Annotated in this window: 28 protein-coding genes; 13 read left to right on the forward strand and 15 right to left on the reverse strand. The window is 54.3% G+C overall.

The window, feature by feature from the left end; all coding sequences use genetic code 11:
- Positions 1–72 precede the first annotated feature (72 nt).
- The 4 genes from BCV73_RS20905 to BCV73_RS20920 form a co-directional block, all read right to left on the reverse strand.
- Entirely contained in the window at positions 73–942 is an 870-nt protein-coding gene (locus BCV73_RS20905) for an endonuclease/exonuclease/phosphatase family protein (RefSeq protein ID WP_256992927.1), read from the reverse strand.
- Between the two features lie 240 nt (positions 943–1,182).
- The gene (locus tag BCV73_RS20910; RefSeq protein WP_089548415.1) at positions 1,183–1,806 is read right to left on the reverse strand and encodes an XTP/dITP diphosphatase; all 624 of its coding nucleotides are present in this window, start codon (positions 1,804–1,806) and stop codon (positions 1,183–1,185) included.
- A gap of 1 nt (position 1,807) precedes the next feature.
- On the reverse strand, positions 1,808–2,569 hold the full coding sequence (rph, locus tag BCV73_RS20915; protein ID WP_076174210.1) for a ribonuclease PH: 762 nt from the start codon (positions 2,567–2,569) through the stop codon (positions 1,808–1,810).
- Positions 2,570–2,652: 83 nt separating this feature from the next.
- Complete coding sequence (locus BCV73_RS20920; protein WP_089548416.1) at positions 2,653–3,729, reverse strand: GerMN domain-containing protein; 1,077 nt, start codon at positions 3,727–3,729, stop codon at positions 2,653–2,655.
- A 224-nt stretch (positions 3,730–3,953) separates the two neighbouring features.
- Here BCV73_RS20920 and BCV73_RS20925 point away from each other — a divergent pair, with 224 nt between their 5' ends.
- On the forward strand, positions 3,954–4,532 hold the full coding sequence (locus tag BCV73_RS20925) for a phosphatidylglycerophosphatase A family protein (RefSeq protein WP_076174206.1): 579 nt from the start codon (positions 3,954–3,956) through the stop codon (positions 4,530–4,532).
- A 153-nt stretch (positions 4,533–4,685) separates the two neighbouring features.
- Here BCV73_RS20925 and BCV73_RS20930 read toward each other — a convergent pair whose 3' ends face one another.
- The 3 genes from BCV73_RS20930 to BCV73_RS20940 form a co-directional block, all read right to left on the reverse strand.
- Complete coding sequence (locus tag BCV73_RS20930; protein WP_089548417.1) at positions 4,686–5,678, reverse strand: MBL fold metallo-hydrolase; 993 nt, start codon at positions 5,676–5,678, stop codon at positions 4,686–4,688.
- A 19-nt stretch (positions 5,679–5,697) separates the two neighbouring features.
- Positions 5,698–6,453: a class I SAM-dependent methyltransferase gene (locus tag BCV73_RS20935; RefSeq protein ID WP_089548418.1), complete on the reverse strand. Its 756-nt coding sequence runs from the start codon at positions 6,451–6,453 to the stop codon at positions 5,698–5,700.
- A gap of 164 nt (positions 6,454–6,617) precedes the next feature.
- Positions 6,618–7,154 (reverse strand): GNAT family N-acetyltransferase, encoded by a 537-nt coding sequence (locus BCV73_RS20940; protein ID WP_089548419.1) that lies wholly within the window; start codon positions 7,152–7,154, stop codon positions 6,618–6,620.
- A 240-nt stretch (positions 7,155–7,394) separates the two neighbouring features.
- Here BCV73_RS20940 and BCV73_RS35120 point away from each other — a divergent pair, with 240 nt between their 5' ends.
- Entirely contained in the window at positions 7,395–7,577 is a 183-nt protein-coding gene (locus BCV73_RS35120; protein WP_163881492.1) for a hypothetical protein, read from the forward strand.
- Between the two features lie 158 nt (positions 7,578–7,735).
- Here BCV73_RS35120 and BCV73_RS20950 read toward each other — a convergent pair whose 3' ends face one another.
- The 3 genes from BCV73_RS20950 to gpmA all read right to left on the reverse strand — a co-directional run bounded on the left by BCV73_RS20950 (position 7,736) and on the right by gpmA (position 10,053).
- Positions 7,736–8,665 carry a manganese-dependent inorganic pyrophosphatase gene (locus BCV73_RS20950; RefSeq protein ID WP_089548420.1) on the reverse strand — a complete coding sequence of 310 codons (930 nt, stop codon included), beginning with the start codon at positions 8,663–8,665 and terminating at the stop codon, positions 7,736–7,738.
- Positions 8,666–8,793: 128 nt separating this feature from the next.
- Entirely contained in the window at positions 8,794–9,144 is a 351-nt protein-coding gene (locus BCV73_RS20955; RefSeq protein ID WP_089548421.1) for a DUF1904 family protein, read from the reverse strand.
- A 159-nt stretch (positions 9,145–9,303) separates the two neighbouring features.
- The gene (gene gpmA / locus BCV73_RS20960) at positions 9,304–10,053 is read right to left on the reverse strand and encodes a 2,3-diphosphoglycerate-dependent phosphoglycerate mutase (protein ID WP_076174196.1); all 750 of its coding nucleotides are present in this window, start codon (positions 10,051–10,053) and stop codon (positions 9,304–9,306) included.
- Positions 10,054–10,346: 293 nt separating this feature from the next.
- Here gpmA and BCV73_RS20965 point away from each other — a divergent pair, with 293 nt between their 5' ends.
- Positions 10,347–10,808 (forward strand): DinB family protein, encoded by a 462-nt coding sequence (locus tag BCV73_RS20965; RefSeq protein ID WP_089548422.1) that lies wholly within the window; start codon positions 10,347–10,349, stop codon positions 10,806–10,808.
- Positions 10,809–10,942: 134 nt separating this feature from the next.
- Here BCV73_RS20965 and BCV73_RS20970 read toward each other — a convergent pair whose 3' ends face one another.
- Positions 10,943–11,611: a DUF899 domain-containing protein gene (locus tag BCV73_RS20970; RefSeq protein ID WP_089548423.1), complete on the reverse strand. Its 669-nt coding sequence runs from the start codon at positions 11,609–11,611 to the stop codon at positions 10,943–10,945.
- Positions 11,612–11,777: 166 nt separating this feature from the next.
- Here BCV73_RS20970 and BCV73_RS20975 point away from each other — a divergent pair, with 166 nt between their 5' ends.
- Positions 11,778–12,008: a DUF6199 family natural product biosynthesis protein gene (locus BCV73_RS20975; RefSeq protein ID WP_218828164.1), complete on the forward strand. Its 231-nt coding sequence runs from the start codon at positions 11,778–11,780 to the stop codon at positions 12,006–12,008.
- A 6-nt stretch (positions 12,009–12,014) separates the two neighbouring features.
- Here BCV73_RS20975 and BCV73_RS20980 read toward each other — a convergent pair whose 3' ends face one another.
- Positions 12,015–13,001: a GNAT family N-acetyltransferase gene (locus BCV73_RS20980; protein ID WP_089548425.1), complete on the reverse strand. Its 987-nt coding sequence runs from the start codon at positions 12,999–13,001 to the stop codon at positions 12,015–12,017.
- A gap of 241 nt (positions 13,002–13,242) precedes the next feature.
- Between BCV73_RS20980 and BCV73_RS20985 the strand changes: the two genes are divergently transcribed.
- Complete coding sequence (locus tag BCV73_RS20985; RefSeq protein WP_076174186.1) at positions 13,243–13,617, forward strand: hypothetical protein; 375 nt, start codon at positions 13,243–13,245, stop codon at positions 13,615–13,617.
- Between the two features lie 152 nt (positions 13,618–13,769).
- Here BCV73_RS20985 and BCV73_RS20990 read toward each other — a convergent pair whose 3' ends face one another.
- Positions 13,770–13,994, reverse strand: a complete 225-nt coding sequence (locus BCV73_RS20990; protein WP_036649309.1) for a helix-turn-helix domain-containing protein — start codon at positions 13,992–13,994, stop codon at positions 13,770–13,772.
- 351 nt (positions 13,995–14,345) lie between these two features.
- Here BCV73_RS20990 and efeO point away from each other — a divergent pair, with 351 nt between their 5' ends.
- The 6 genes from efeO (at position 14,346) to nagA (ending at position 21,403) form a co-directional block, all read left to right on the forward strand.
- Positions 14,346–15,248 (forward strand): iron uptake system protein EfeO, encoded by a 903-nt coding sequence (efeO, locus tag BCV73_RS20995; RefSeq protein ID WP_089548427.1) that lies wholly within the window; start codon positions 14,346–14,348, stop codon positions 15,246–15,248.
- A 3-nt stretch (positions 15,249–15,251) separates the two neighbouring features.
- Complete coding sequence (gene efeB, locus BCV73_RS21000) at positions 15,252–16,547, forward strand: iron uptake transporter deferrochelatase/peroxidase subunit (RefSeq protein WP_089548428.1); 1,296 nt, start codon at positions 15,252–15,254, stop codon at positions 16,545–16,547.
- A 48-nt stretch (positions 16,548–16,595) separates the two neighbouring features.
- Entirely contained in the window at positions 16,596–18,416 is a 1,821-nt protein-coding gene (locus tag BCV73_RS21005; protein WP_089548429.1) for an FTR1 family iron permease, read from the forward strand.
- A 205-nt stretch (positions 18,417–18,621) separates the two neighbouring features.
- The gene (locus tag BCV73_RS21010; RefSeq protein ID WP_076174180.1) at positions 18,622–19,506 is read left to right on the forward strand and encodes a MurR/RpiR family transcriptional regulator; all 885 of its coding nucleotides are present in this window, start codon (positions 18,622–18,624) and stop codon (positions 19,504–19,506) included.
- A complete protein-coding gene (gene nagB, locus BCV73_RS21015; RefSeq protein ID WP_089548430.1) occupies positions 19,503–20,231 on the forward strand; it encodes a glucosamine-6-phosphate deaminase in 729 nt (242 codons plus the stop codon). Before BCV73_RS21010 ends, nagB begins: the two co-directional genes overlap by 4 nt.
- Positions 20,228–21,403, forward strand: coding sequence for an N-acetylglucosamine-6-phosphate deacetylase (nagA, locus tag BCV73_RS21020; protein WP_089548431.1), 1,176 nt, complete (start codon positions 20,228–20,230; stop codon positions 21,401–21,403). Before nagB ends, nagA begins: the two co-directional genes overlap by 4 nt.
- Positions 21,404–21,468: 65 nt before the next feature.
- On the opposite strand, the gene BCV73_RS21025 is transcribed toward nagA, so the two are convergent.
- Entirely contained in the window at positions 21,469–22,443 is a 975-nt protein-coding gene (locus BCV73_RS21025) for a YhcN/YlaJ family sporulation lipoprotein (RefSeq protein WP_179232039.1), read from the reverse strand.
- A gap of 103 nt (positions 22,444–22,546) precedes the next feature.
- Positions 22,547–23,098 (reverse strand): hypothetical protein, encoded by a 552-nt coding sequence (locus BCV73_RS21030; protein WP_089548433.1) that lies wholly within the window; start codon positions 23,096–23,098, stop codon positions 22,547–22,549.
- A 171-nt stretch (positions 23,099–23,269) separates the two neighbouring features.
- Between BCV73_RS21030 and BCV73_RS21035 the strand changes: the two genes are divergently transcribed.
- Together BCV73_RS21035 and BCV73_RS21040 are read left to right on the forward strand one after the other, a co-directional pair.
- A complete protein-coding gene (locus BCV73_RS21035) occupies positions 23,270–24,190 on the forward strand; it encodes an NAD-dependent epimerase/dehydratase family protein (protein ID WP_076174169.1) in 921 nt (306 codons plus the stop codon).
- A 556-nt stretch (positions 24,191–24,746) separates the two neighbouring features.
- Positions 24,747–26,024, forward strand: a complete 1,278-nt coding sequence (locus BCV73_RS21040; RefSeq protein WP_306433710.1) for a nucleotide sugar dehydrogenase — start codon at positions 24,747–24,749, stop codon at positions 26,022–26,024.
- Positions 26,025–26,648 lie beyond the last annotated feature (624 nt).

A 26,648-nucleotide genomic window follows, 5' to 3' on the forward strand; every position in this document is an offset into this window, starting at 1 on the left:
GACAAAAAAACATCCGCGGCTGACGAAGCCGAGCGGATGTTTTTTTGCTGACATGCGAATTGCCAATGCCTGCTACACCAGCAGGTCGGCGACCACCGGAAAATGGTCGGACGGCATTTTGCCCTGGCGTTGGTCGGTGATCACGCCAAAATTGCGCACCCGTACCCCGTCGGTCACGAAAATAAAATCGATGGCGCTCTCAAACTCGAGACCATGCTCCTCGCCCGGGTTCAAATACGCAGGGAACAGCCGCGCGGCCGTTTCCCGGGAGTCAAAGCCCTGGAAGGTGAATGCCGGGCCGAAATGCCGGTAATCCGCGCTGACCGACGCATCACGCAGCAGAGCCCCGCCCTCTTCTTCGCCGCAGAGGACGCGGTAGGCTTCCGAATCGCTGGTGACATTGAAATCCCCGGTCAGCACCGCGGTGCCCTTTTCCACCAAGTCCCGGATCCGGCTTTTGATCAAATGCGCGCTCTGCTTGACCGCCTCCACACCGATGTGGTCAAAATGAGTGTTCAGATGGATAAATTCTTTTCCCGTATATGTATCTTTGAACCGGCACCAGGTTACCATCCGGGTGCAGGCTGCGTCCCAGCCTAATTTGCCCGGCTTCTCCGGCTCTTCGGACAGCCAGAAATGTCCGTGTTCCAGCGGCTCCAGCCGCTGCTTTAGGTAAAAGATGCAGGCGTATTCGCCGTCCTGCTTCCCGTCCTCCCGGCCGGCTCCGATCCAGCCGTACTCCGGCAGACGCTCTTCCAGATCCGTCAGCTGGTTATGCAGCACCTCCTGCATGCCGACCAAGTCGGCGCGGTGGAAGCGGACGATTCCGGCAACCAGGTCCCGCCGGCTGTTCCATGTATTCTCGCCTTCCTTGTCATAGTCGTTTTTGATGTTATACGACATGAACCGGAGCTCCATCTCCGGTATGGCTGTGTTGCTCACATCAACACCTCATTTCTCAAAGTTTGCGCACGCCCATTCTACCATAATCCGCCGGAAAGCGATCACAAAATTTGGTTAAATGCACGATTCATCCCCTTCAGACGGTTCACAGCTTTGATATGATTTTGCTCTGCTTTGCGGGATCTCCTAGGTGGGACGCCAATACAGGACACGGCGAAAAGGCCGCCCCCTTGGATCGGGTAGATCCAAAGGAGCAGCCTTCAGCGGAATCATCTTTATTTATGGGGCCAGCTTGGCCATCAGGCTGCGGAGCGCCGCTCCGCGGTGGCTGATCGCCTGCTTCTCCTCCATCGTTAGCTCGGCCATTGTTTTCCCGTATTCGGGAAGATAGAATAGCGGATCGTACCCGAAACCGCCCGAGCCGGCGCGGTCGGCGGTAATCCAGCCCTGAACCGAGCCGGAGGCCTCAATGAAGCCGCCCGTTGCCGGATCATACAGTATCAGCGTGCAGACAAAGCTCGCCGGGCTGAGCAGCGAATCCTGAACGTCCGCGCCCATCTTTTTGTCCTCCAGCATTTGCAGCAGCTTCTCGTTGTTCTGCTCATCCGTGGCATGCTCACCCGCAAACCGGGCGGAGTACACGCCCGGACGGCCCTCCAGCTCGTCAACGCATAAGCCGGAATCATCGGCCAGCACCGGAAGCCCGAGGGCATCGCCTACGGTTTTGGCTTTCTTCAGCGCATTCTCCGCAAACGTGCTCCCGTCCTCTACTACATCCGGGATGTCGGGATAGTCGAACATGCTTTTCACCTGTTTGCCCAGCGGGGCGAAAGCATGCTCAAACTCCTTGACCTTCCCTTTGTTCTTCGTCGCCACAATAATCGTATCGCCCGCAGGAATCATGCTAGGCCTCTCTTCCGGCTTGTCCCGAGCCGATCATCAGCGCAATGGGGCCAAGAGCTTCCTTCTGCTTGGCGATCAGCTCGCGGATCCCCTGCTCTCCAAGCTTCAAAAGCTCATCAAGCTCCTGCCGCGTGAACGGGCTTTCCTCGCCGGTTCCCTGCAGCTCGACGAACGCGCCGCTGCCGGTCATGACGAGGTTCATGTCCACCTTCGCCTTCGAATCTTCCTCATAATTCAGATCAAGCAGCGGCTCTTCACCGACCACCCCGACGCTGACCGAAGCCAGAAAGTCGGTAATCGGGAACACCGGCAGCTTGTGCTGCTGGGCGATTTTGTTAATCGCAATGGCCATCGCCACAAACGATCCCGTAATCGACGTCGTGCGCGTACCTCCGTCTGCCTGAATGACGTCGCAATCCAGCGTGATGGTCCGCTCGCCCAGCGCCTGCAAATTCACAACGGAGCGTAGCGCTCTGCCGATCAGCCGCTGAATTTCCATCGTACGTCCGCTGAGTTTGCCGCGCGCGGCTTCCCGCTGGTTGCGGGATTGCGTCGCCCGGGGCAGCATCGAATACTCCGCCGTTACCCAGCCTTTCCCCTGTCCTTTCAAAAAAGGAGGAACCTTCTCGTCCACCGTGGCGGTGCAAAGGACTTTGGTGTCCCCCATTTCAATGAACACGGAGCCTTCCGCGTACTTGTTTACGTTCACTGTCAAATTCATCGGCCTAAGCTGATGGCTGCTGCGTCCGTTTGATCTCATCATTTCTGCCTCCTACTTCGTTCGCATCCTGTTTAAGCAACCTTTATTTTACCAAAATGGAGGGATAAAAACACCCTGAGCTGCCCTTAAAGCGGGATTTCGTTAATATAATCGGGGCGTGTGACCGGCTGGCTGTAGTCCAGATTGTCGGTTCCGACGACCTTGGACTCCCCGTTCAGCTCGATTTTGACCTTAGGATTCCCCGCGTTTTCCGCCACCGTCAGCACGACGGACTGGAGCATTTCGGTCGGTACCGCATCGCCTTCGGCGAACATGTCTTCCTTCAAGGATACCGTTACCGTGCCATCCTTCTCCTTCTTCACGGACTGCAGCTGCGTCTCGTCGGTCATGACTTGTTCCAGGCCGTCTGTCTCCTGCGGACCGCGGATCAATTCGGCGAGTGCCGACTGCAGCGCGTCCTGTCCCGGTTTGACAAGCCGCGTTACCGGTACGTAATACTGGATGCCGGCCGGCGATGCCGCCGAGAAGTAAACGGTGACTGGCGACGAATTCGTCAGCGTGGCCCCCTGCCCGACTTCCAGATTGATGCCCATGCTCCGGCTGAGCGGCTGATCCAGCGGAGTGCCCCCTACAGGCATTTCCGACAGCTTCTTGCCGTCAACCCACAGCTGGACCTTTTGCACATCCGCATTACCGGTCAGGGTCCAGGCAAGCGATTCGAGAATTTTGCGCTCTTCCGGCGCTTTGTATTTCGTGAATGCACTGTTAAACTCGACAACAGCCAGCTTGTTATCCTTGTCCACCGTTACCTTCTTGACCTCGGTTCCTGCAGGCAGGACGCCCGTGAAGCCTTCCGGAATATATTTGGCATAGGCACCGCCGGAGACGAGCGTTTCCACCGACAGCTGAACCGAAGTTTTATCCTTTACTTCCGGCAGACCGAGGGTGACGGGGGCAAGCATCCCGTTCCCGTCCGCCAAATACACGGTCGTCGGGGTGCCGGTGAGCTCGGCCTTAGCCTTGGCGCCTGTGGTGCCTGTGCCGTCCGACATATTGAGCATCTGCTCCTCGACCGCCTTCGGCGGCGCATCGATGTCTTCCGAAGCCGAATGGGTCCCGAACAAACCGCAGCCGGACAGGATAACGGGAACGGCCAGCAATCCGGCGGCGGAAATGCCGCGAATTTTGTTAAGCTTGGTCATAAGTCTGGTTCCTCCTAATCATTTTGTACAGTTTGTACTACCATGTATACGAGCCCCCTTCCGAAAAAATAACAGCCGGTCCATATTAATTTTATTCAGGCCCCTCGCGCCTACCCTGCTGCTTGAGGATGCGTCAAAATGGGCATAACTGGACAAAGATATACTGCAAAACATACAATCAAATTGCGTGAAGTTACATACTACTTGGATGACGGGGTGACGTAATGAGTGAAGCAAATGAGGCAAAGCAAGCAAAAATTCCATACAGCTTAAACAGTAAAAAGGTATCCGAAGCGACGCGGGAATGGCTTCATAACCGGGGCGTGAGGGTGGAGGAGATCGCCGAGCTCGTTATGCTGCTGCAGAAAAAGTACTATCCGAACCTGACGATGGAGGAATGCATCCTGAACGTGGAGAAAGTGCTGAGCAAGCGCGAGGTGCAAAACGCGGTGCTGACCGGCATCCAGCTCGATATGCTGGCCGAGCAGGGCAAGCTGCTCTCCCCGCTGCAGGACATGCTGGAAAATGACGAGAGCCTGTATGGCGTCGACGAAGTGCTGGCCTTTTCCATCGTGAACGTATACGGCAGCATCGGCTTTACGAATTACGGGTATATCGATAAGCTCAAGCCCGGCGTGCTGGAGCGCCTGAATGACAAAAGCACCGGGGAAACCCATACGTTCCTGGACGATATCGTCGGCGCGGTCGCCGCGGCGGCCAGCAGCCGGATCGCGCACGGCAAGCAGGCGGAGAAGGAAACGGGAGACGGGCCTGAAGAGGTTCGGCTTCCCGAAGATCACTAAAACATCTTTCATCATCGAGGAGAGCTGATTCGTCAGCCCTCCTCTTGTCATTTGGCGAGGAAAATAACGCAGAAGGTTCGGAGCCGGACTAATGCAGCGCTCCGAACGCAAACAAGGACGGCCTCTTGGCCGTCCTTCCCGCTCTTCCTGCCGCTATGTAACGGCGGCTTCATATCGGAAGATGCCGTCTTCACCCGGCATCTTCCTGACCTGGCCGCGCCGCTCCAGCTCCTGCGTATGCGCCAGCGTCTCGCACATGGCGAAGCGCATCTGGTGAATGCCGAGCGCGGTGCCGAACAGGGCGGTGCACAGCTCAAAACCGGTCGCCGGCCCTGCCTGAATCCGTCCCAGCACCCGAACCAGCCGCTCTTCATGATGCTGCAGGAGCGCCTCAAGCCGGGCTTCAACATGGTCAAACGGATTCCGGTGTCCCGGATAGGCCCGTTTTACCTGGAAGCCCTGCAGCTTCCTGAGCCCGTTCAGAAACGAATGCAGCGGCTCAGGATCGCTTCCGGGCAGCAGGCTGACGTTCGGGGAGATCTGCGGCAGCACCGCATCTCCGCACAGCATGACCCCGCTCTCCACATGCAGGAGCGACATATGGCCTGGCGCATGGCCCCACGTTTCGATGGGGGTCCATCGCCGCCCGCCCATCTCCAGCGGTTCCCCTTCGGTCAGCGGCAGCGCCGAAGGCAGCGGCTCTACCTGCGGGAAGAAGCTCTCCAAATGGGCGGGCAGCTGGCTTGTCCACGCCTCCGGCATGCCGTGCGACCGAAACAATAGCGGCAGGTCGTCATTCATCGTGGATGCCTCGCCCCACATCCGCTGCATTTCCTCCGCCGCCCGCGCGGACATCCGGACCGGGCAGCCCGCCTTCTCCTGGAACCACCCCGACAATCCCAAATGATCGGGATGATGGTGCGTAAGCACGACCGACTCCACGTTCCCGAAAGGGATGCCCAGCTCATCCAATGCCTTGTTCCAGGCAGCTTCATTCTCCGCGGTCCGCGGTCCCGGATCGATCACCGTAATCCCGCCTGAAGGCCCCCGCAGCAGATAGCTGTTTACCCAGCGCAAAGGATATGACATCGCCATCTTTACCTGAATGATGCCGTCTTCGTAGTGCGTAATCTCGGGTATATTCAATGCCCCGTCCTTCTTTCATTTATGCTTTCTCTTCTTGCGGGCGCCGTCCCACAAAAATCATCCGCTGTGAGCGCCCCTCGTCATAATCGACTTCCTCATTATAGCCGCCGTACACTTCGTCTGTCATGAGCCCGGCTTCCCGCAGCATTTCCTCCAGCCGGCCGCGCGTGTACAGCTTCACCCGCTCGTGATACTCCCGTGTGCCCTTGGTGCCGTGCATATCCGATATGGAGATGTCCTTAATTACAAAATCCCCTTCGATTCGGCGCTTCTCCACGATCCGCTGCCCCTCCTCCTCCCGATCCGATGCCGGAACCAGATGTCTCCGGACATAAGGGGAGTTCATGAAGTCGATGATAAACCACCCTCCGGGTTTCAGCATTCGGCGAATCTCCCGGAGTACCTTGAGCTGCTCCCCGTCCTCGCGAAAATACCCGAACGACGTAAACAGATTGACGACCGCATCAAACCCGCCTTCCAGCGGAAGTTCGCGCATATCGGCCTGCCGCCAGTCCACCCGCTCCTTCGTGTCCAGCCTCCGGGCCTCCCGCAGCAGTACGTCGGAGAGGTCAACCCCGGTGACGCGGTAGCCCGCGTCCACCAGTGCGAGGGAGTGCCTGCCTGTTCCGCAGCACAAGTCGAGCACCTGCGCCCCTGACGGCAGGTCCAGCCAGGAGATCATCGTCTTGACCTCCCGGGCTGCCCCTTCGATGTCACGGTGCTTATATACCAGGAGATAATCCTCTCCAAAGCTTTTTTCATACCAATCCTTCATCCTCTGCGTCATCCTCCTGTGTAAGTGAGTCGGTTCCATGAATTATTACATTCAAAAAGGACGGTTGAAACCAGCCGGCTGGCAGCCTGTGCCCGCCGTATGCAGTATAGGATTCGACGCGCCATGGGATTGTATGAATCGAGCCGATATAGGACTGATCCGGTTTACGACTCAGGCACATATTCATGCGACAGGATCGAATACAGCCAGGAATTCGCAAAGCCTCCTTTGTTCGTCGGCATATGCTCGCGGAGATAGCCTTCCTTTTGCATGCCGATCTTCTGCATGACCCGCTCGGACCCGATATTTTCCGGGCGGCAGGTCGCATAAATCCGGTGTAATCCCAGCTGCCGGAAGCCGAATTCCAGCATCGCCTTCGCGCATTCCGATGCATAGCCTTGGCCCCAATGATCCGCATGGAAGCAATAGCCGATTTCTCCGTTCGAGCCCGAGATGTTGATTCCGCAGCCGCCGATCAGCTCCCCGTCCGTTTTGCGGATTACCGCCCACTCGTAATGGGTCCTTGGCTCTTTCTGCTGCATCGCCTTCATGCCTGCGACATAGTCCTTCGTTTCTTCCTCGGTATTCGGACCCCAAAGGGTATAACGGGTAACTTTGGGATCTGATGCGTACCGGTGTACGCTCTCCCAGTCTTCCGGCACAAACTCGCGGATGACCAGCCTGTTCGTCTCCAGCCTCATTTCATGTCTCCTCCTTCGAACCGCATTGAATGAATTGAATCCAGATTAATCCATCTGCCTTTCGGTGTCGACCCCCTTAAATGAAAAGCATTAGGGGAGCTGCCACAGCCGCCATCATTTGCCGAAATATAGCGGAAAATAATGCGGAACCCGGCCCATATTGCGACAAACCTTTTACCAGACTGGTGATATAGTAAATATGCACTAATCATAGTGTTTTAAAAATTGGAGGGATTAGATATGGAACATTTGGAATTGGACATCTTGATGGCTGACGAAGAAGCAGAACAGGAAGAGCAGATCGACGACATCGAAGAAGAAGATGAAGAGGCGGAAGACGAGGAAGAATCCGAATTCGTAGAAGAGGCGGATGAGGACGAAGACGAAGAAGCCGACGATGAAGAAGACGACGAAGAAGCTTAACTGGCAACACAATCCCTTCTCCCAGATACACAGAAGCTAATCCAACAGACCTGTTCAGCGATGAACAGGTTTTTTGATTTCGATCGCAAAAATAGAACGAGCAGGCCGTCCTCCCCTTTCAAGGAATCAGCCTGCTCCTGTTCAGCCGTTCAATGTAATTATTTGCTCAGCGTTTCGGTCAGCACCGGTACGATTTGCGATTTACGCGACACAACGCCCTTCAATACGGCCGTATTGTTCTCAAGCTTCACGTTATAAGCCGTTTCAACCGCAGCAGCGGATTTTCCGAGGGCCAGTGCCACGGAATCGTTGTTCAGGATATCCGTTACGACAAACACGAACAGATCGAGACCTTTCTCGCTGATGATCGCGTTCAGGGCGTCCTCCAGTTCAGCCTGACGGTTCAGGACGTCGTTAGGGTCCACCGTGTTCACTTGGGCGATTTCCACTTTGCTGCTGCCCATTTGGAATTCTTTGGCGTCCAGGGAGATCAGCTCGGCAATCGTCTTGCTGCTGACATCTGCACCCGCTTTAAGCATGTCCAGTCCGTACTGCTCCAGGTTCACTCCGGCGATGTCGGCGAGCTCGCGTGCAGCGGCTACGTCCTCCTCGGTGCAGGTCGGGGATTTCAGCAGGAGCGTATCGGATACGATCGCGGATACCATCAGACCGGCGATTTGCGGCGTAACTTCAACACCTTTTTCCTTGAACAGCTTGTTCAGGATCGTTGCCGTGCAGCCTACAGGCTCTGCGCGGTAATACAGCGGATGGCTTGTCTCGAAATTCGCGATGCGGTGGTGGTCGATGACCTCGCTTACGCGCACCTGATCGATGTCGCTAGCGCTTTGCTGGCGCTCATTATGGTCAACGAGAATAACCTCGCTTGCTTCGTTAGCCACGGTTTCTACTTGGCGAGGGGCCTCGGCTTTGAAATAATCCAGCGCAAACTGCGTTTCGCCGTTGACGGCGCCCAAACGAACCGGCTCCGTATTATGGCCGATCTTATTTTTGAGGTAAGAGTATACGATCGCCGATGTGATCGTGTCCGTGTCCGGGTTTTTGTGCCCGAAAATCAATGTTTTTGCCATGGTTTCAACTGCTCCTTTATCGTTTGGAATAAATGAAGACTTGGTTCATGCCGTAATCTACATACGATTATAGCGGGAATTGGGCTATATTCCAATTCCTTTACAGAGATTTATTCCTGAAGGCTTGATTACAGCCTGATTTCGGGAGGCGTCTTTGCCGGAATCCGCTTCAGCGGCTGGCCCTCTTTATAATACAGGGACGGATTCAGCAGCACATAGAAAATATGGGTATGCGGGCATCCGAGGTTCTCGAGGATCCGGTTGATGTTCTCGGCGATCGCATGATGCTTCTCTTCCTCACGCGGGAACATGAAAATTTCCACGGACCGGGGGCTGTTTGTGATTTTTTCCACATGTAAAAGCTCAATTTTGACGATTTCTTCCGGAATGTTGGCGATTCCTGAAATGCATTCGATAATGGCCGGTGCGGCGGTCTCCACCACATTCTTTTCAAAACCTGTAAATCTGACAAAAGGCAAAGCCGTTCCCTTCTTTCTCTTTCTTTCTAAAGCTGTGCCCGATCTAAATATATCGGCATTACTAACCTACCATAAAAACGGCAAAGGAGTCACCTCCCCAAGAGATCACTCCTTAATGCCATGGATGCTGCCGATACCCAAATCCGATGCCTGACGCCGTTATTCCATAATTTTTGACGGGTTGGCGACGACGTCGATTTTCTCCTGCACGCGCTCCGGGCTCCCCAGAAAATGGCGGTTCAGCGGCTTCAAATCGTCGTCCAGCTCGTACAGAATCGGCACCGCGGTCGGGATGTTCAGATCCACGATGTCCTCCTCGCTGATATTTTCCAACACCTTCATCAAGGCCCGCAGGCTGTTCCCGTGCGCGACGACGAGCACCTTCTTGCCCGCCTTGATCTGCGGCACGATCTCCGCTTCCCAGTAAGGGAGCACGCGTGCGATCGTATCCTTCAGGCTTTCTCCCAGCGGAATCTCCTGCTTCGTCAAGTTGCCGTAGCGCTTATCCTTGGGCGGGTAGCGGTCATCGTCGGCCGTAATCTGCAGCGGGGGTACGTCGTAGCTCCGGCGCCACAGCATGACCTGCTCCGCGCCGTATTTCTTCGCCGTCTCCTCTTTGTTAAGTCCCTGAAGCGCACCGTAATGCCGTTCGTTCAACTTCCACGATTTGCGGATCGGGATCCACAACAGGTCGTTGACGTCCAAAATATAATTCAGCGTTTTGATCGCCCGCTTTAATACGGACGTATATGCGATATCGATTTCATAGGGAATATCCTGCAGCAGATGCCCGGCCTTGATCGCTTCCTGGACCCCTTTGTCCGTCAGATCGACGTCCGTCCAGCCGGTGAACCGGTTCTCGCGGTTCCACTCGCTTTCCCCATGTCTGACCAGAACTACCTTGTACATGGTGCCACACTCCTTTACTGCCTTACTCGTAACAAACTACCGGTATAGCTTTTAACCGACAAGCATTTTTTAAACTTTTTCTTTTCATTCCAATCATTTTGCATACAGGCTGCGGGTGAGCTGCCGTCCCTATCAGGACTATTGTTTGCGGACCCTCAGTTCTTCCCAACACATGCTCTGCAGAGGTTCCCGCTGGGGAGACTCCGGGACGTTCGCCCGGGTTGCCTCCCTGGCCGTGCAGATTTACAATAACTACTGTTACATCATAATCGGAGAACGACGGAGGTACAATAATGAGAAATGCTTATTTGTTCGGCCAAATCGAGCGCGTGCGCACGGGCATTATCAACAAGGTGTCCGCGCTGCCTGAATCCAAGCGGGATATCGTCCCTGAGGGATTCAACAACAATATTCACTGGCACCTCGGGCATTTGCTGGTCATATCCGACATGCTCGTGCTCCAGTACAGCGGCAAGGACGGCATCATTCCGGCAGAATATCGCCCTTATTTTGCTTCAGGGACGAAACCGGCAGATTGGCAGGGCGAGGCACCGGCGTGGGATACCCTGATTTCGCAGCTCACCGAGCAGATTCGCGTGTTCCAAGAGCAGCTTGGTGGTGATCTAAATCAGCCAGTCGCCAAAGCGGACAACTTTGCCAAAGCCGAGACGATCGACGAGCTGCTGGTCATGAACATTAATCATGAGGCATCGCATGCCGGCATGATCAACGCAATGCTGAAGAAGCTGGCCTGATATCGGGTCAGCAGGCAGCAGAAGGCAGCCCTTCTCTCCATGTCGGAGAAAAAGGCTGCCTTCATTTTTGGAAACAACTCGGGCTAGAAACCGACAGTGGTAACCTGAGCGGCATCGCGTGGCATCAAAACGGATTAACGATAGTCGTCATGCAGACGCCACCAGATGTAAGGCTGGGTTTGCGGCCAGCCTTCAGGCGAATCCTCCCACGTTTCCTGGCGGCCAAAGGGTGTCAGGTCGAGCAAATTGAAGTCCGCGCGGATCCGGTCGACGCCGCGGGAGGCTGTGAAATAGGTGCGGAATACCTCATCTCCATCGCGGAGAAAGACGCTTAAGCCGAACCCGTCCCCAGCCCCCATGTCATTGTTGAATTCGTTCCCGTTTGATGAGAACCAGGGTACATTCCAGCCCATCCGGTCTTTGAACGGCTGGATCTGTGACAAGGGCGCCGGGGAGACGAGAATAAATGTCGTATCACGGGCATTCAGGTGGGCAAGGTGGCCGATATTGTCGACAAAAGAGGAGCAGCCTGTGCAGCCTTGACTGGCGCCTGGAGCCATCATGAAGTGGTACACCACGAGCTGACGGCGTCCGTCGAAAAGCTCAAGCAGTCGCGCTGGACCACCTGGTCCCTCGAACATATAATTTTTGCCGATCCGTACCATCGGCAGCCTGCGGCGTTCTGCGGCCAGCGCGTCCAGCGCGCGGGTAAGCTCCTTCTCTTTGACGAGCAGCTTGTCGCGTGCGTCCATCCACTCTGTTTCCGAAACGATTTGCGGAAGTGCTGTGTTTTTCGTATCCACGGGTATCCTCCTCCATATTTTACAGGATTCGTTGATTCTGCCATTATCCTAGCATGTTTCATTTCCCGGGATTTCTTATGAATTGCTGAAAATGATATGAAGCTGCATATTACTGATGTTCTGGAACCGCAGGCTTCATTCAGACGTTCTATATAGAAAGGAGCTGATGGATTTGGACCTCGTTCTGATCACCTTTGGGCTGATCTTAATTGGAGGCGGCATCATGACCCGCCGGAACCCGGGAAGGGGATGGCGGAGCAGTGAAAGCTGGAAGACAGAAGAAGAAGCGGAGCCCAGCGAATCCTACCTTGAACTCCAAAAGATCCGCGGCTTCCTTGCGATCGTGCTCGGCTCGATTTTTATCGTGATCGGGTTGTTTATGCTGCTGTTTTTATGACCGCCCCTATTCCAGAGAACAGACCATTTTGAAGTTCCCGGGTACCGCCTGAAACCCCAGCAGATCGCGGTTGATGCGAAGCATGGGACCGTTCAGCGAATCGTTATGGGTTCGCAAATAAGGCACACCGGCAGCGCGTGCGGTTTGTATGGCCAACAGCTTCAGCGCCAGCCCGATCCGCCGGCCCCTATACTCCGGCAGCACACCGGTAAACTGGTGGTACATCGCCTGGGTTTGTTCGTTCTGCTGCAGGGTCACGACGCCGACATAGCGGTCTCCGTCCTTGGCGATATGTACATACTCCGGCCGTACGCCGGCCAGGTTAATGCTCCATTTCTTCCATTCCTCAAACCAGGGGAAATCCTCGTTGTATCCCGGAATGTCCTGATGGGCGATCCTGTACAGCTCATGAAGCTTCCGCTCCTGCGCCTCTCCAGGCTCATCCTTCAGCGTCACGAACATAATGCCGGATGACTCGGCGCTGCGAATGCTTGGCAGCAAAGCTTGGTCGGTAAAAGACGACAGGTCCAGCACAGATTCAAAGGTGTGGCGTTCCAGCACGTAGCCCCGGCGTTCCGCAAACGATAGCGAGGCTCCATCATTCTCCCTCATAAAACAAACGAGACGGGAAGCCTTAACCAAGCACGCCCATTCGCGCACTTCCCGGGACAAAGCCCTGCCGGCCCCGCGGCCGCGTTCATCCGGATGGACGACAAGGGTGACGTTGAGGCTGCCGGGTTCGTTCCAAGGTGCACGCCAGGCGATGGCGTAACCGATGACCTCTCCTACCCCGTTAACGGCGACCCATTTCGGGCGATCCCAGCCCATCAGCCGCCCCTCTTCGTCGTAATGGAGCTGGCCCGGCTGCGGAATGCTCTCCTCTTCGTCCTGCAGCTGCTTGGCGGTGACGGGTTCCGACCAGATCAGGCTCAGCAGCGCCGCGGCCGCTCGAAAATCCTCCATGCCAAAACGGCGAATCGTAAAGTTTGACAATATGTATTCCTCCAAAAAATGGTATTGGTTTGGCCTCGCTCATTATCTCATGCAATCACCTTGATGAAGCGATAAAGTTTAGGTATAGCGTTTTTTTCCTTAGCTGGGGCGATTTCCGCTCCCCCACGTGCTCATAAATATGAATCTTTGAAAATCAAACTTTTGCACGCTATCATCTGTCCGATACCGATCTGTGAAGCCGGCATAGAATATATCAATCTTAAGAAAAGGAGTGATATATTTGGCAAACAGCGATGTACGTCTTGCCCTTTGGTCCGGCATTAATTTTACGGGCCGCAGAATCTTGTTCAGACGCGGTGGAGTTGCGGTCCGCGACCTTGGAGCTTTCCGTTTCGACAATCTTCTCTCCAGCTTCCGTCTCAGAAATACGGTGCAGAGCAATCAAGTGACGCTTGTTTTGTTCTCACGGATTAATTTCCAGGGATCTTTCCGCGTGTTCCGTGGCAGCCAAAATGTAGCCAACCTGGGCAATTTCAACTTTAACAACGTCACGTCTTCTTTCATCCTCGTTGGACGCAACCTGACAAATGCCGAAATTTCCCAAATTCAACGCACCGGCAGACCGCCGCAAGACATTCTTATCATCAGACAGTAACCATCTGCAAAGGGTGCCCGACAGGGTACCCTTTCTCATGTAACCAAATCCCCGCATAAGATGGAAAGTGAACAAAATAAAGAACCTCCCGCCATGTCTTCCCGTCAAGGAAGACATCCTGCAGAAGGCCAAGGTCGCAAGAGAGGCTTCGATCAGATTTTTAATTCCCCAAGCTTGATCAGCTCGACAACGGCCTGAGAACGGCCTTTGACGTTTAATTTCTGCATCACATTGGAAATATGGTTCCGGACCGTCTTCTCGCTGATAAATAACTGACCGGCGATATCGCGTGTCGTTTTGTCCTGAACGAGCAGTTCAAATACTTCGCGCTCACGATGAGTCAACAAAAATTTGCTCTTATGATCGTTCCCCTTCAATGGTGTCACCCCTCCTTGCTCGGGTTTGTATGGTATAACAAGGTAAAGGGATACAGTCAACTCATATTATGTAAGGCACCGGGCTTTGGTGTCGTTATGCATAAAAATTAGGCACCCGCCTTGAAAGGGCTTACAGTGGGAGAAATTTCGGCATTTTAAAATGGCAGTTGACACTTGGTCGGTAACTCATTATGATGTTGCTATCAATGAAATTGAGAATCATTATCAAATTGATCCATCCCCTTTCTTCTATAAGAAATAGAGGAAGTTTTTCTTGTGGTTACAGAATCATTCAGCGCCGCTGAAAATGTACACATTCTATAATTTTTTTAAAAAGGAGCTGCTTTGAACTTGAAGTTACATACGATCATTCCCGCCGGTATTATTCTCTCCTCCCTGCTCTTCGCAGGATGCTCGGAGAAAGAAAGCGCGGATCCTGCTGCCGGCGAGACGAAGACTGAGACGCCAGCCGCTAATACCGACACATCGGCGCCAAGCGCCGGTACCGATACAGCTGCGGTGCAGACGGCCGATTTCAGCGCAGCCGTGGAATCCTACCGCACTTTCGCGGTGGAGCAGTGTGATCAATTCGTGAAGCAAACGGAAAAATTCACCGAAGCGGTGAAAGCCGGCAAGCTCGAGGAAGCAAAGGCGCTGTACGCACCGGCCCGTTCCTATTACGAGCGGATCGAACCGATTGCCGAGGCGCTTGGCAATCTGGATCCCGACATTGACGCCCGCGTGAACGATGTGGATGCCGCCGAATGGCGCGGATTCCACCGGATCGAGAAGGGACTGTGGGAGGATAAGACAACCAAAGGCCAGGAAGCCTTTGCCGACCGGCTTCTGCAGGACGCGCAGCTGCTCCGTGCCAAGGTGGAGACGGTCGATATTGACGCCAGCCTGATGGTAACCGGAGCGGTTGAGCTGCTGAACGAAGTGTCTTCCTCCAAGGTAACCGGCGAGGAAGAGCTGTACTCCCATACCGACTTGTACGATTTTGCGGCCAATGTGGAAGGCGCCGCCAAAATTTACGAAATCCTGAAGCCCGACCTGGCCAAAAAGGACCCGGATTTAGAAAAGCAGATCGGGGAGCGATTTGATGCGCTCAAGAAAGAGCTGGACGCCTACAAGAAAGGCGACGGATACGTCAGCTACACCGAGCTGAAAGAGGACGAAGTCCGCAAGCTCAGCCAAAACCTGGATGCCCTGGCGGAGCCGCTGTCGAATATGGGCACCCTGCTTGGAGTGTAAAGCATGTCAAACCGTGAGCATGAGGAAACCAAAGATTCGTCGATTTTGAAAAAACCGCTGTCCCGCCGCGACTTGTTGCGGCTGGCGGGGACCGGCGGCCTGGGACTGATCATCGGGGGCGCCGGTATCGGCGGCCTCTTCGCCGCGAAGGAGCGGAAGACCGCGGCGGCCGTTGCCGGCCAGCCTGACGCCGGGGACCGCATCCCGTTCTATGGGAAGCATCAGGCCGGCATTATCACCCCCTCGCAAAACTTCATATACTTCGCCGCTTTCGACGTGACCACGACCGATGCGAAGGAGCTGAAGAAGCTGCTTCAAGCCTGGACCGCCGCAGCTGCGGCCATGACCGAAGGCTCCATGCTCGGGGAAGAGAGCGCCAATCACAACCTGCCGCCGGTGGATACCGGAGAATCGGCAGGTCTTTCACCTTCCCGGCTGACCCTGACGTTCGGCGCAGGGCCGTCCCTGTTTGATTCGCGCTTCGGGCTCGCCTCCAAGCGGCCGGCGAATTTCAGCGATCTCCCGGCCTTTAACGGGGATCAGCTGGACGCCCGCTGGTGCGGCGGCGATTTGGCCGTTCAGGCCTGCGCGGACGACCTGCAGGTGGCGTTTCACGCCATCCGCAATCTGGCGCGCATTGCCCGCGGCACGGCCGTGCTCCGCTGGACCCAGGAGGGCTTCCAGCGCACCGGCAGCGCCGACCCCGCAGGCGGAACCCCGCGGAATCTGCTCGGCTTCAAGGACGGCACGGCCAATCCGGATACGACAAGCAGCGAGCAGATGAACCGGGTCGTTTGGGCCGGGGCCGAAGGCGGCGCAGCCTGGATGGCCGGCGGCAGCTACATGGCGGTGCGCCGGATCCGGATGCGGATCGAGGTGTGGGACCGATCCTCCCTGAAGGATCAGGAGGAGACGTTCGGACGGTACCGGGCCAGCGGCGCACCGCTTGGCGGCCAGCACGAGTTCGACAAGGTCGACTTGTCCGCCAAAGGGCCTGACGGATCGCCGGCTATTCCGGCCAATTCGCATATGGCGCTCGCCCGCGGAGACGGCTCCGTACAGATCCTCCGCCGATCCTATTCTTATTCGGGGGGCATGGACGCCAAGACTGGCCAGCTGGATGCCGGACTGCTCTTTATCTGCTTCCAGCGCGATCTGCAGAAGCAGTTCATCCCCCTTCAGCAGAAGCTTGCGAAGAGCGACCGGCTGAACGAATATATTCAGCATGTCGGGAGCGCGGTGTTCGCCTGCTTCCCCGGCGCCTCTTCGGGAGGTTATATCGGAGAGACGCTGCTCTAGCCAATAGATATCAAACTCTAGCAGAATTGACATAAAGGAGACTTCACCATGCTGCGAAGCAACCTTACGCCTCGTACCGGACGATGGAACCGCCCGATGCTCGGCGCCCTGCTGACCCTTGCGATGCTCCTCCTGAGCATCTTGGCCCCGCACGCCGAAGCGGAAGAAAATTCCGCCCTGGACTCCCTCCTGCCTTCCGTTGGCAGCGCCCTGGTTGAAGCGGGCCAGCAGGAATGGTCCAAAGCGAGCGAGGATCTGAACCAATTCAAACAGCTCTGGGAGCCGGTCAAAGCCGGGGACACGGATCATGCCGGCTTGACCGCGGCCGTCGACGCAGCGCTTCAAGACGCTCAGAGCAAGCTTGCAAGCGGCGGACCGGAGGCAAAAACCGCGCTGTCTGCATTGGCCAAAGAAGTCAACGCATACGTCTCCGCAGCCGAGAGCTCGACCGGATCTTCCGGCACGGCCATAAGCGGCGTGGAATCGGCCAAGAAGCTGCTGCCTCTGGCTCAGGACAGCTTGAAGGCCATGCAGGCGGGGGACTGGGGCGCGGCCAAGCGAAGCTATCAGTCGATCGTGGATGCATGGCCGACGGCAGAAACTCCGATACGCAGCGATAACTTCACGGTCTACGGACAGCTTGAAACCGGGATCAGCCTCGTGCGGATCGCCCTTCAGGCTGAGCCGGTACGCGAAGAGCAGGCCGTGCAGGAAATGCAGAAGCTTGTTACGCTGATGACCGGTTATACTGAAGGAAAAATCGCTGCCGCTGATTCCGGTAGTGACGGAAATTACCGGCTATCCGACGCGCTGGGCATCCTCGAAACCGCACGCCAGGATGCGCAGGCCGGCCGCAGCAGCGAAGCGGCGGACCAGATGACGAAGTTCATTTCCATCTGGCCGGCGGTCGAGGGCGAGGTGCGGGTATCTGCGCCTGACCTGTATACGGATATTGAAAATAAAATGTCGGCCGTTTCGGGCTACCTGCTCTCCAGTCCGCCCAAACTGGATGAAGCCGTAAAGGTCATGGACGCGATGAAGTCCTCCCTCACCCCGCTTGCGGTCGATCACAAATATACCGCGTGGGATGCCGCACTGATTCTGCTCCGTGAAGGCCTGGAGGCCATTCTCGTGCTGTCCGCCCTGCTGTCTTATTTGAAGCGAAGCGGAAATACGCGCGGCCAGAAATGGATTTGGGGCGGAGCCGGGTCAGGCCTCGTCCTCAGCCTCCTGCTCGCGGTTGTGCTCACTTTCTCCATCTCCAAAGCGGCTTCAGGCGGCGCCCGCGAGCTGATCGAAGGCATCACCGGTCTGGTGGCTGTGGTGATGATGCTGACCGTCGGGCAATGGCTGCACAGCAAGTCAAACACGGCCGCCTGGAACAAATACGTGGGCAGCCAGATGGATCAGGCGCTTGCCCGAGGAAGCCTGTGGTCTCTTTTCGTGCTGGCCGGTCTGGCCGTCCTGCGTGAAGGCGCGGAAACGACCATTTTCTATGCCGGGATGGCCTCCTCCATTGATATAGGGCAGCTGATCCTTGGAATCGCCGGCGCCTTTGCCGTTCTGGCCGTGCTCGCTTATGCGATTATCGTGCTCAGCGCCCGCCTGCCTCTGCGCGGCTTTTTCCTGGCGGCGACGGTGCTGATCTACTACCTGGTATTCCGTTTCCTCGGCGACAGCATCCATTCGCTCCAGGTCTCGGGTCGCATTCCCGCCCATTCGGAAACCGGGCTTCCGTCCGTATCCTGGCTTGGCATGTATCCGACCTGGGAAACGTTCATTCCACAGATGGTCGTGCTTGCTTTCGTGCTGTGGCAGCTGATTCGCGTGGAACTGCGGAATACGCAGGGATCCAAGGCACGCGCATAAATCTCTTATAAAAACCGGACTCTAAGAAGTCCGGTTTTTTGCTTTTCGCTTTTACAGAAATTTAACATTCCCGCCCCTTGTAAACGTAAGACAAATGGCCTATGATGGGGATGAAACAAAAATTATTTTCTCGAAATCAGAATCATTCATTAAAATTATTTTCACTTTTAACAGCATCAATAGTTTTATCCAAGGAGGCTTGCGATTGGCACCTATATTACACGCCTTGGCGCAGGAACAGGAACGGCTGTCCCAGCAGGAGCGCCGGATCGCCGATTTTATCCTCTCCTCCCCTTCCGAAGTCGTTCACATGGGGATCAAGGAGCTGGCCGAGCAGTGCGGGACCAGTCCCGCCACCGTGACCCGGTTCTGCAAAGCGTTCCATCTCAAAGGCTACCCGGATCTAAAAGTGAAGCTGTCCGCCGAAATCGCCCATACGGAAATGCAGGAGCGGAGCGGCATGTCTTCTTACCAGGATATCGTGGCCAACAATCCGTTATCCCAAATCGTAGAGGCCATGGAAGCGAATCATCTGGCCTCTATCCGCGACACGACGTCCCTGCTCGACATGGACCGTCTGGCCCAGGCGATCCGCCTGCTCTGCGCCGCCGATCGGATCGACTTGTACGGGGTAGCCACCTCGTCGATCGTCGCCCAGGATTTCTACCAGAAGCTGATCCGGATCGGTAAGAACTGTACCGCCTTCGCCGATTCACATATGCAGATCACTTCCGCCTCGACGCTGTCGGGCCGGGATGTGGCGGTCGCCATCTCCTATTCTGGGGAAACGCTCGAAACGATCGATGCGCTGGCCTGCGCCAAAGACAGCGGGGCAGCGACCATTTCGCTGACGTCGTACAGCAGCAATACGCTGGCTGCCATGGCCGATATTCCTTTGTTTGCCTCTTCCCTGGAAAAAGGAATGCGCCGGGGAGACATGGCTTCGCGCATCGCCCAGCTCCATCTCGTCGACATCCTGTTTATGGGGATGAACAGCGAGCAGTTCGGACAGTATGTTCCCAAGCTGGAGCAGTCCTACCATAACGTACAGAATTACCGAAAATCCAGAGGAGGTCATTTTCAAGCATGAACATTTATACGTTTAAAAACGAAGCTGATTTTAACGCCACCGGGGCCAGCCTGATCGCCAGCCTGCTTCATACCAAACCGAGAGCGGTACTCGGCCTGGCCACAGGCAGCACCCCGGTAGGAATTTATGGACGGCTTATCGAAATGTACCAGCAGGGCCTGGTCAGTTTTGCGAAAGCATCCAGCTACAATCTGGACGAGTACGTCGGCCTGCCTGAGGGCCATTCAGAGAGCTACCGTACCTTTATGAACGAGAAGCTGTTCAACCATATCGATATTCAGCTTGAAAATACGCATGTTCCAAACGGCAACGCCGCCGATCTGGAGGAAGAATGCGTCAAGTACGATGCCATGTTGGAGCAGAACGGCCCGGTGGACCTGCAAATTCTCGGCATCGGCCACAACGGGCATATCGGGTTCAACGAGCCCGATGACAGCCTGGATGGCGGAACGCACGTGGCTGAGCTTCAGGAAAAAACCCGCACGGCGAACGCACGCTTCTTCCCATCGCTGGACGATGTGCCTAAGCACGCGATTACCATGGGGGTCGGCAGCATTCTAAAGGCCAAGCAGATTCTGCTGCTCGTTCGTGGCGAAGACAAGGCTGAGATCGTGAAGCGCGCGCTGAAAGGACCGATTACGACGCAGTGCCCGGCATCGCTGCTGCAATGCCATCCGAACGTCGTGGTGCTGCTGGATCAAGGTGCAGGGAGGTTGTTAGGATGAGTGAAGAAAACGTACAGCTCTTGTACGGCAAGGTTGTAACGCCGGCAGGGGTATTGGAAGAAGGAGCGGTCGCCATCCAGGACGGCAAGATCGTCTATGCGGGGCTTGCCCGCGATCTGCCGCAGCGCTGGACGGACTCTGCTGCAAGCCAATTCAAATCGGACGGATACATCGTTCCCGGCTTTATTGATGTCCACGTGCATGGAGGCAACGGCCAGGACTTTATGGATTCAAACAAGGAAGTGCTGGATACCATTACCGCCTTCCACTGCTCACAGGGAACCACCTCGATTCTTCCGACGACCATGACCGCGCCAAAGGCGGCGATCGACCGCGTCCTCAAGGAAGTTCACGAGTATACGCAGCATGACATGCCTTACGCAACCGTGGAGGGCGTTCATTTGGAAGGTCCTTTTATCAGCCCGAAATGGCCGGGAGCGCAAAATCCGGAGCATATCGTCCTGCCGAATGTAGAATGGCTGGAAGAATGGGAAGCTGCGTATCCGGGTCTCGTTCGCCAGGTGACGCTGGCGCCGGAGCGCGAAGGCGCGCTGGAAGCGATCGCCTGGATGACCGAGCACGGTATCAACGCCGCGCTGGGCCATACGGATGCAACGTACGAAGAGGTGGAAGCGGCCGTGGAAGCTGGTCTGCGCCAAGGCGTGCATACCTTTAACGCGATGACGCCGCTGCACCACCGCAAGCCCGGAACCGCAGGGGCGGTGCTGAGCGACCCGCGCATCCACGCGGAAATCATCGCCGACGGCATCCATGTGCACCCGGCCTGCATTTCCATCCTGGCCCGGTTGAAGCAGGATAACAATCTGCTCCTGATTACGGACGCCATGTCCGCAGCCGGACTCGGGGACGGGGAATACATGATCGGCGACCTTCCGGTTGAGGTGCATGACGGAATCGCTACCTTGAAGGGTCAGCGGGACAGTCTTGCCGGAAGTACCTTGACGATGATTAAAGGCTTCCGCTACCTCATCAACAACGTGGGCCTGTCGATCGAAGAGGCGTCCCTCGCCGCCAGCTTCAACCCGGCCAAACGGCTGCGGATCGAAGACCGCACCGGCACGATCGAAATCGGCAAGCAGGCAGACGTTCTGCTGCTGGATAACCAGCTCGATATTCAAGGCGTTTGGGTTAAAGGACGTAAGGTATTTTAAAAAACGGATTATGTATAAGGGGCTGTCCATAACAAGCTTATGGCAGCCCCTTTTTATCGGCAATTTTACCGATTGGTCGTATCAAAATGGTGAACAGGGGCATTGTAATTGGTAGTACGGTTGCCATTCCCGGCATTCATTGGGAAGATGCGCTCCACCATCGTCGACAGGTCGGACATGAGTCCTTTGATCGGATGTCCTCCTTGCGTTTGTGCCGATAAGTTAGCCAGTCCCTGGACAAAGCCCGGATTTGCAGATACATAGACGTTCTTGATTGTGTTATCCGTGCTCTTGATCGTATTGGCGATACGGTCTTTGATATCGGACGTAATCGTGTCATTGCGGTAATCGCTGTATCCGCCGGCACCCATACCGTTGTTGGTGCCGACCCCGTTATCCGTCGTACCTGCCGTACCGTACGTCGTCATATTATAGCCGTTGTTCCCCGTAATGCTGGCCCCTTTAGACGAATAGTTGCGGATGTTATGATGCGCTGCAGCGGGATTTGGAGCAGTACCGCGTACGCCGTTGCGCACGGTTCCGGATTTGGACCGGTTGTTGAAGCTGCTTCCATTGGCCGTTCCGGCATTGTTAAAGCTGCTTCCGTTCATCATGTTGTGGGTGCCGCTGTAGCTTTTCGCCCCCATGTTTCCGCCGGTGTTGCTTGCGGTATCACGCAGGGAAACGGCAACGTAGGCGGTATTGCCGGCCACGAGAACGTTGGCGGATTTGACTTCCTTCATGGCCGCCACTTTATCGGACAGCTTTTGCGACAATTGGGCATTCGTCAAGTTATGGGTGGTCGCTGCGTTGCCGTTATTCGTGCTGTTTGTATTGTATGTGTAGCCTTTCGGACTGATCAAGCCGTTTTCCCGCAGGGAATTCACGCCGATACGGCCCGTTCTGCCGTTGCCGTCAATGACGTTTTTGGTGCGGATGTTCGTATTTGCAGGCTCCTTCGTCGTACAGCCGGCAACACCGGCCATGCTCACGAGCAGGGCTGCTGATACCGAAAGACTAATCGCTTTGGATCGTAGCATGAGTTCATCCTCCATCTCTAATAGGTGTATTAATAACACCATTTAGGATGACCACCCGCATGATCCGGTATGCTGAAAGGTTTTGGCATGGCGGGATCAGGCGCTACTGCAGCTGCTCAAGTTCCAAATATGCATCCTTGGATACCAAATAAGCTAAAGGATCGCCACTGCGCAGGATCCACACCTGTTCGGGGTGATCCGGTTCGACCGCAATGAGGTAAACTTCCGGCTCCTTTTTTAATCCGCTTAAAGTAACCGTAATGGTACCAACGATCACTTCATGGCTTAAAGTCGAAGTGCGGCGGGTACCCCCTTCTTTCCCCAACTCGCGAAGCTTTCGAATCCTCGATTCCGCTTGACTTACAGGCAGCTCGCTTCCATTAAGCAGCCATCCGCCCCTTAACATGCTCTCTTCCGTCGCAGCCGGTTGGCGCTGCAGAATCCAGGACTGGTTTCTCCCTTCCCACTCCACACTTCGAACCTCTTTATCATTCCATTGGAATATCCCCGTCGACTCCTGGATTTGCTCTCCATTAGCAGCCATTGTTTCCCGGGCCGGATCCGGCGGGTTCGCTTCACGATCCGCCATGAGTGTTGCAACGATGACGCCCAAGAGCAGGCACACCGCCGCTCCTATGCTTTTCTTAACGTGCATGGCTCATCCCCCATTTGCTTGAAGGCATTCGGTTTTACCCTTCCTTGCCTTCATTTTACCCATCCCGCTCGAGAACTTTGCATCAGCCCCAGAAATGGTTGGATCGCCTAATACCGAACGTTTCTCCTCCACATACGATAGATCATGACCTAACACACAGGAGGTAGATGCATGAATACGGTTGTCGTGACAGGCGGCGCGGGATTTATCGGCTCGCATCTTGTCCGTCGTCTTGCGTCTCTTGGTTCGCAGGTGCATGTGATTGATAATCTGTCCACGGGCCGAGCCGAAAAAGTCCCCTCCGAGGCGGTTCTTCATACGCTTGATATTCGAAGCCCGGATGCCTATAAGATGATTGTTTCCATTCAGCCGGATGTCGTTGTCCATTTGGCTGCGCAGGCGGATGTGCAGCAATCGATACGGGATCCTTTTCTGGATATGGACATTAACATTGGGGGCACGCTTAACATACTGAACGCCTGCAGGGAAGCAAAGGTCCGCAAGGTCATCTTTGCATCCACATCAGGTGTATACGGTAACCTGCAGAAGGACATCATGACAGAAAACGACCCAACGCACCCGATCTCCTTCTATGGCCTTTCCAAGCTGGCCGGCGAGCAGTACATTCGTTTATACACGTCCTTATTCGGGTTGTCCCATGCCATTCTCCGCTTCGCCAACGTGTACGGACCGGGTCAGACCGCGAAGGGAGAAGGCGGCGTCGTGGCCATCTTTATGGACCGGATCCACCATGACCGGCAGCTGGTTGTCAACGGCGACGGAAATCAGACGCGGGACTTTATTTATGTCAAGGATGTCGTCGAAGCACTCATCGCGGCAAGCAGCCATCCGGAGGATTTGACGCTGCATGTCAGCACCGGAAAAGCGGCTACGGTTAACGATTTGGTGTCGTTCCTCCGTAAGTTTCATTCCCGTGAAATTCATGTGCAGCACGGCCCAGACAAGTCTGGAGATATCCGTCACAGCTGCTTATCGAATCAAGCGATTCAGCGAAAGCTGCTTTGGAAACCCGTCTATTCGCTGGAACAGGGGCTTCAAGAGACGTATCGAAGTTTCGCTGATCTCATGTAACATTTTCTATATCGTACATTACATCTTTCTACTCCATGAATAGGACAAACAAGCGAAGACCTTTCTCAAAAAGAGCCGTCCAATTAGGGCGGATTTTTTGCTTATCTGATTATTTTTAACTACGCCCGCTGTTTAAGCGACACATTAACGGGTTGGACAGCCACCTACGCAGCCATACCGGTCAAGCACTACATTCGTTTAAGTTTATAGTAATTCCAGGCTTCATCCCACTCGCCGTCATACCTGTCAATGTTTATCATGATATGTCATGGCCTATGAATCTTCCTTAATCTTCTCAGTAGTAACGAAAGAAAAAATTCGTCTCAACCACAGCTATGGCTACGAAAAGACGACAAGGATCCATTCAACTTCCCCTTTCCTGGAAAATCCGGATCTGAACCGTTCACCTCCGATCCTCTAAACTGCAAATCATTTGTCACGGAATCTATGAAAATTCGTGATACTCCACTATTTTTGCTAATTTGGACAATCAACTAACGCAGTTTTAGTTATTCCGCGTACTATGCTACGAGATCGATCAAAGGGAGTTGGAAGAATGATGGTGGATATTCCGAAGTATAAAATCGGCGTAATCGGGCTGGGATATGTCGGATTACCATTGGCCCGGTTATTTCTCGAGAAAGGGCACATTGTATACGGCATTGATGTAGATGAACAAAAGATTAATATGTTACACAAGCGTCAACCCTATCTTTCGGATTATGAGAAAGGCGACATCCGGGAACTGTTCAGTAAAAATAGATTCTATGTCGGCAGTTCGTTTGATGTGATCGAAAAAGTTGATGTTATCATTATTTGCGTTCCAACACCGCTTGGAGATGACGATCAGCCTGATTTGAAGTATGTCATCGGGGCATTGCAAAGCACGCTTCCGTATCTCCGGCGGGGCCAGCTCGTCGTGCTCGAAAGCTCCACTTTTCCAGGAACAAGCGAGGAGCGAATTCAACCTATTCTGGAGTCAACCGGATTCCTGGTCGGAAGAGATATTTCACTCGCTTATTCGCCAGAGCGAATCGACCCAGGATCAAAATGGGAGTTGGAGAAAATCCCTAAGGTTGTAGGGGGAGTCACCCCATCATGTACAACTTTTGCCAAACAAGTGTATGGAGCCGTATTTGATCAAATCGTTGTGGTATCCTCACCAAGGGTTGCTGAAATGACAAAAATTTTGGAGAACTCTCAGCGTTACGTAAACATCTCGTTTATGAACAGCTTACTGAGATTGTGCGAGAAACTGGATATTAGCCTTTGGGAGGCCATTGAAGCTGCCGGAACTAAACCATATGGTTTTACGAAGTATTACCCGGGTCCAGGGGTAGGTGGACACTGCATCCCCGTCGATCCCCTGTATTTATTATGGAAGGCAAGAGAACACGACAACGATTTGCCTTTCATTGAGCTTAGCCATCAGGTAAACAAGGATATGCCTGGATATATTGTAGAACGGGTAACAAAGGCTCTGCTTCCAAAAGAGCTTCTTGGGAGTCATATCCTTGTTATCGGCGTAACGTATAAGAAAGATGTGAATGATATTCGAGAATCTGTTGCCATTCATATCATAGAGCAGCTATTAATGTCTGGAGCCCAAGTAGAATATTTTGATCCTTATGTAGATGAACTAAAAGTTGGCGAAACCAAACTTCATTCGATTGAGCTCACAGCCCGAAACATGAAACACTTCGATTGCACCTTAATATTAACGGATCATTCCAATATCCCTTATGAGACCCTAGTAGCGCATACCCCTATCGTAGTTGATACACGTAACGCCACAAAAAATATAACAGATCGCAAAAATATCATTTTACTCTAAGAAAGGGAGTTTCCTCAGCCTACAGACGGCCTTATCGGGTCCAGCGCCCCCTAAATCCCACGTTCTAAGTTAAGAAAGATAATTATAGAAAAAGACCCACTCCCTTCCTCTTCAGATTACCTATCTCACAGTTGTACATTGTAAATTCCGAACCCGTCAATGTTCTGCCATAGACTTAAGTGCATCCTCGCTGTCAACGAATGTACTGCAATAGCCTATTTTGGAAGAGAGTCTAACCCCCCATCCATTTTCTGAGATCTAGAAGATAACCCAGTCTCGGTTCATATCGCAGCTTTTCTTCTCTCGCTCTTCTAGACATCAAGATACTCTACCATTTCTCGGAAATTTAGATTATAGACCAGTACTTTCTTACACGGGTGACCGTAAGATATGTCAAAGTTTAACGCAAAAGGAGATGACGACGTGAAGAAGGATCGCCATCATCGGCGTTGGATATCCCGGTATCCTGGACCTGTTGTTTCTTGACACTAGCGGAGTTTGTCAGCTGTGACAAACCACAAAATGATATCAACCTTCCGTTCATTCAACAAAGCAATAACAAATTATGCCAAACGTACCATAGGCCTCGATAATCTAGCATTCACCTTGTTATGAGGCGGCCTG

The sequence above is a fragment of the Paenibacillus sp. SSG-1 genome (assembly GCF_002224835.1).
Lineage (GTDB): Bacteria > Bacillota > Bacilli > Paenibacillales > Paenibacillaceae > Paenibacillus_AQ > Paenibacillus_AQ favisporus.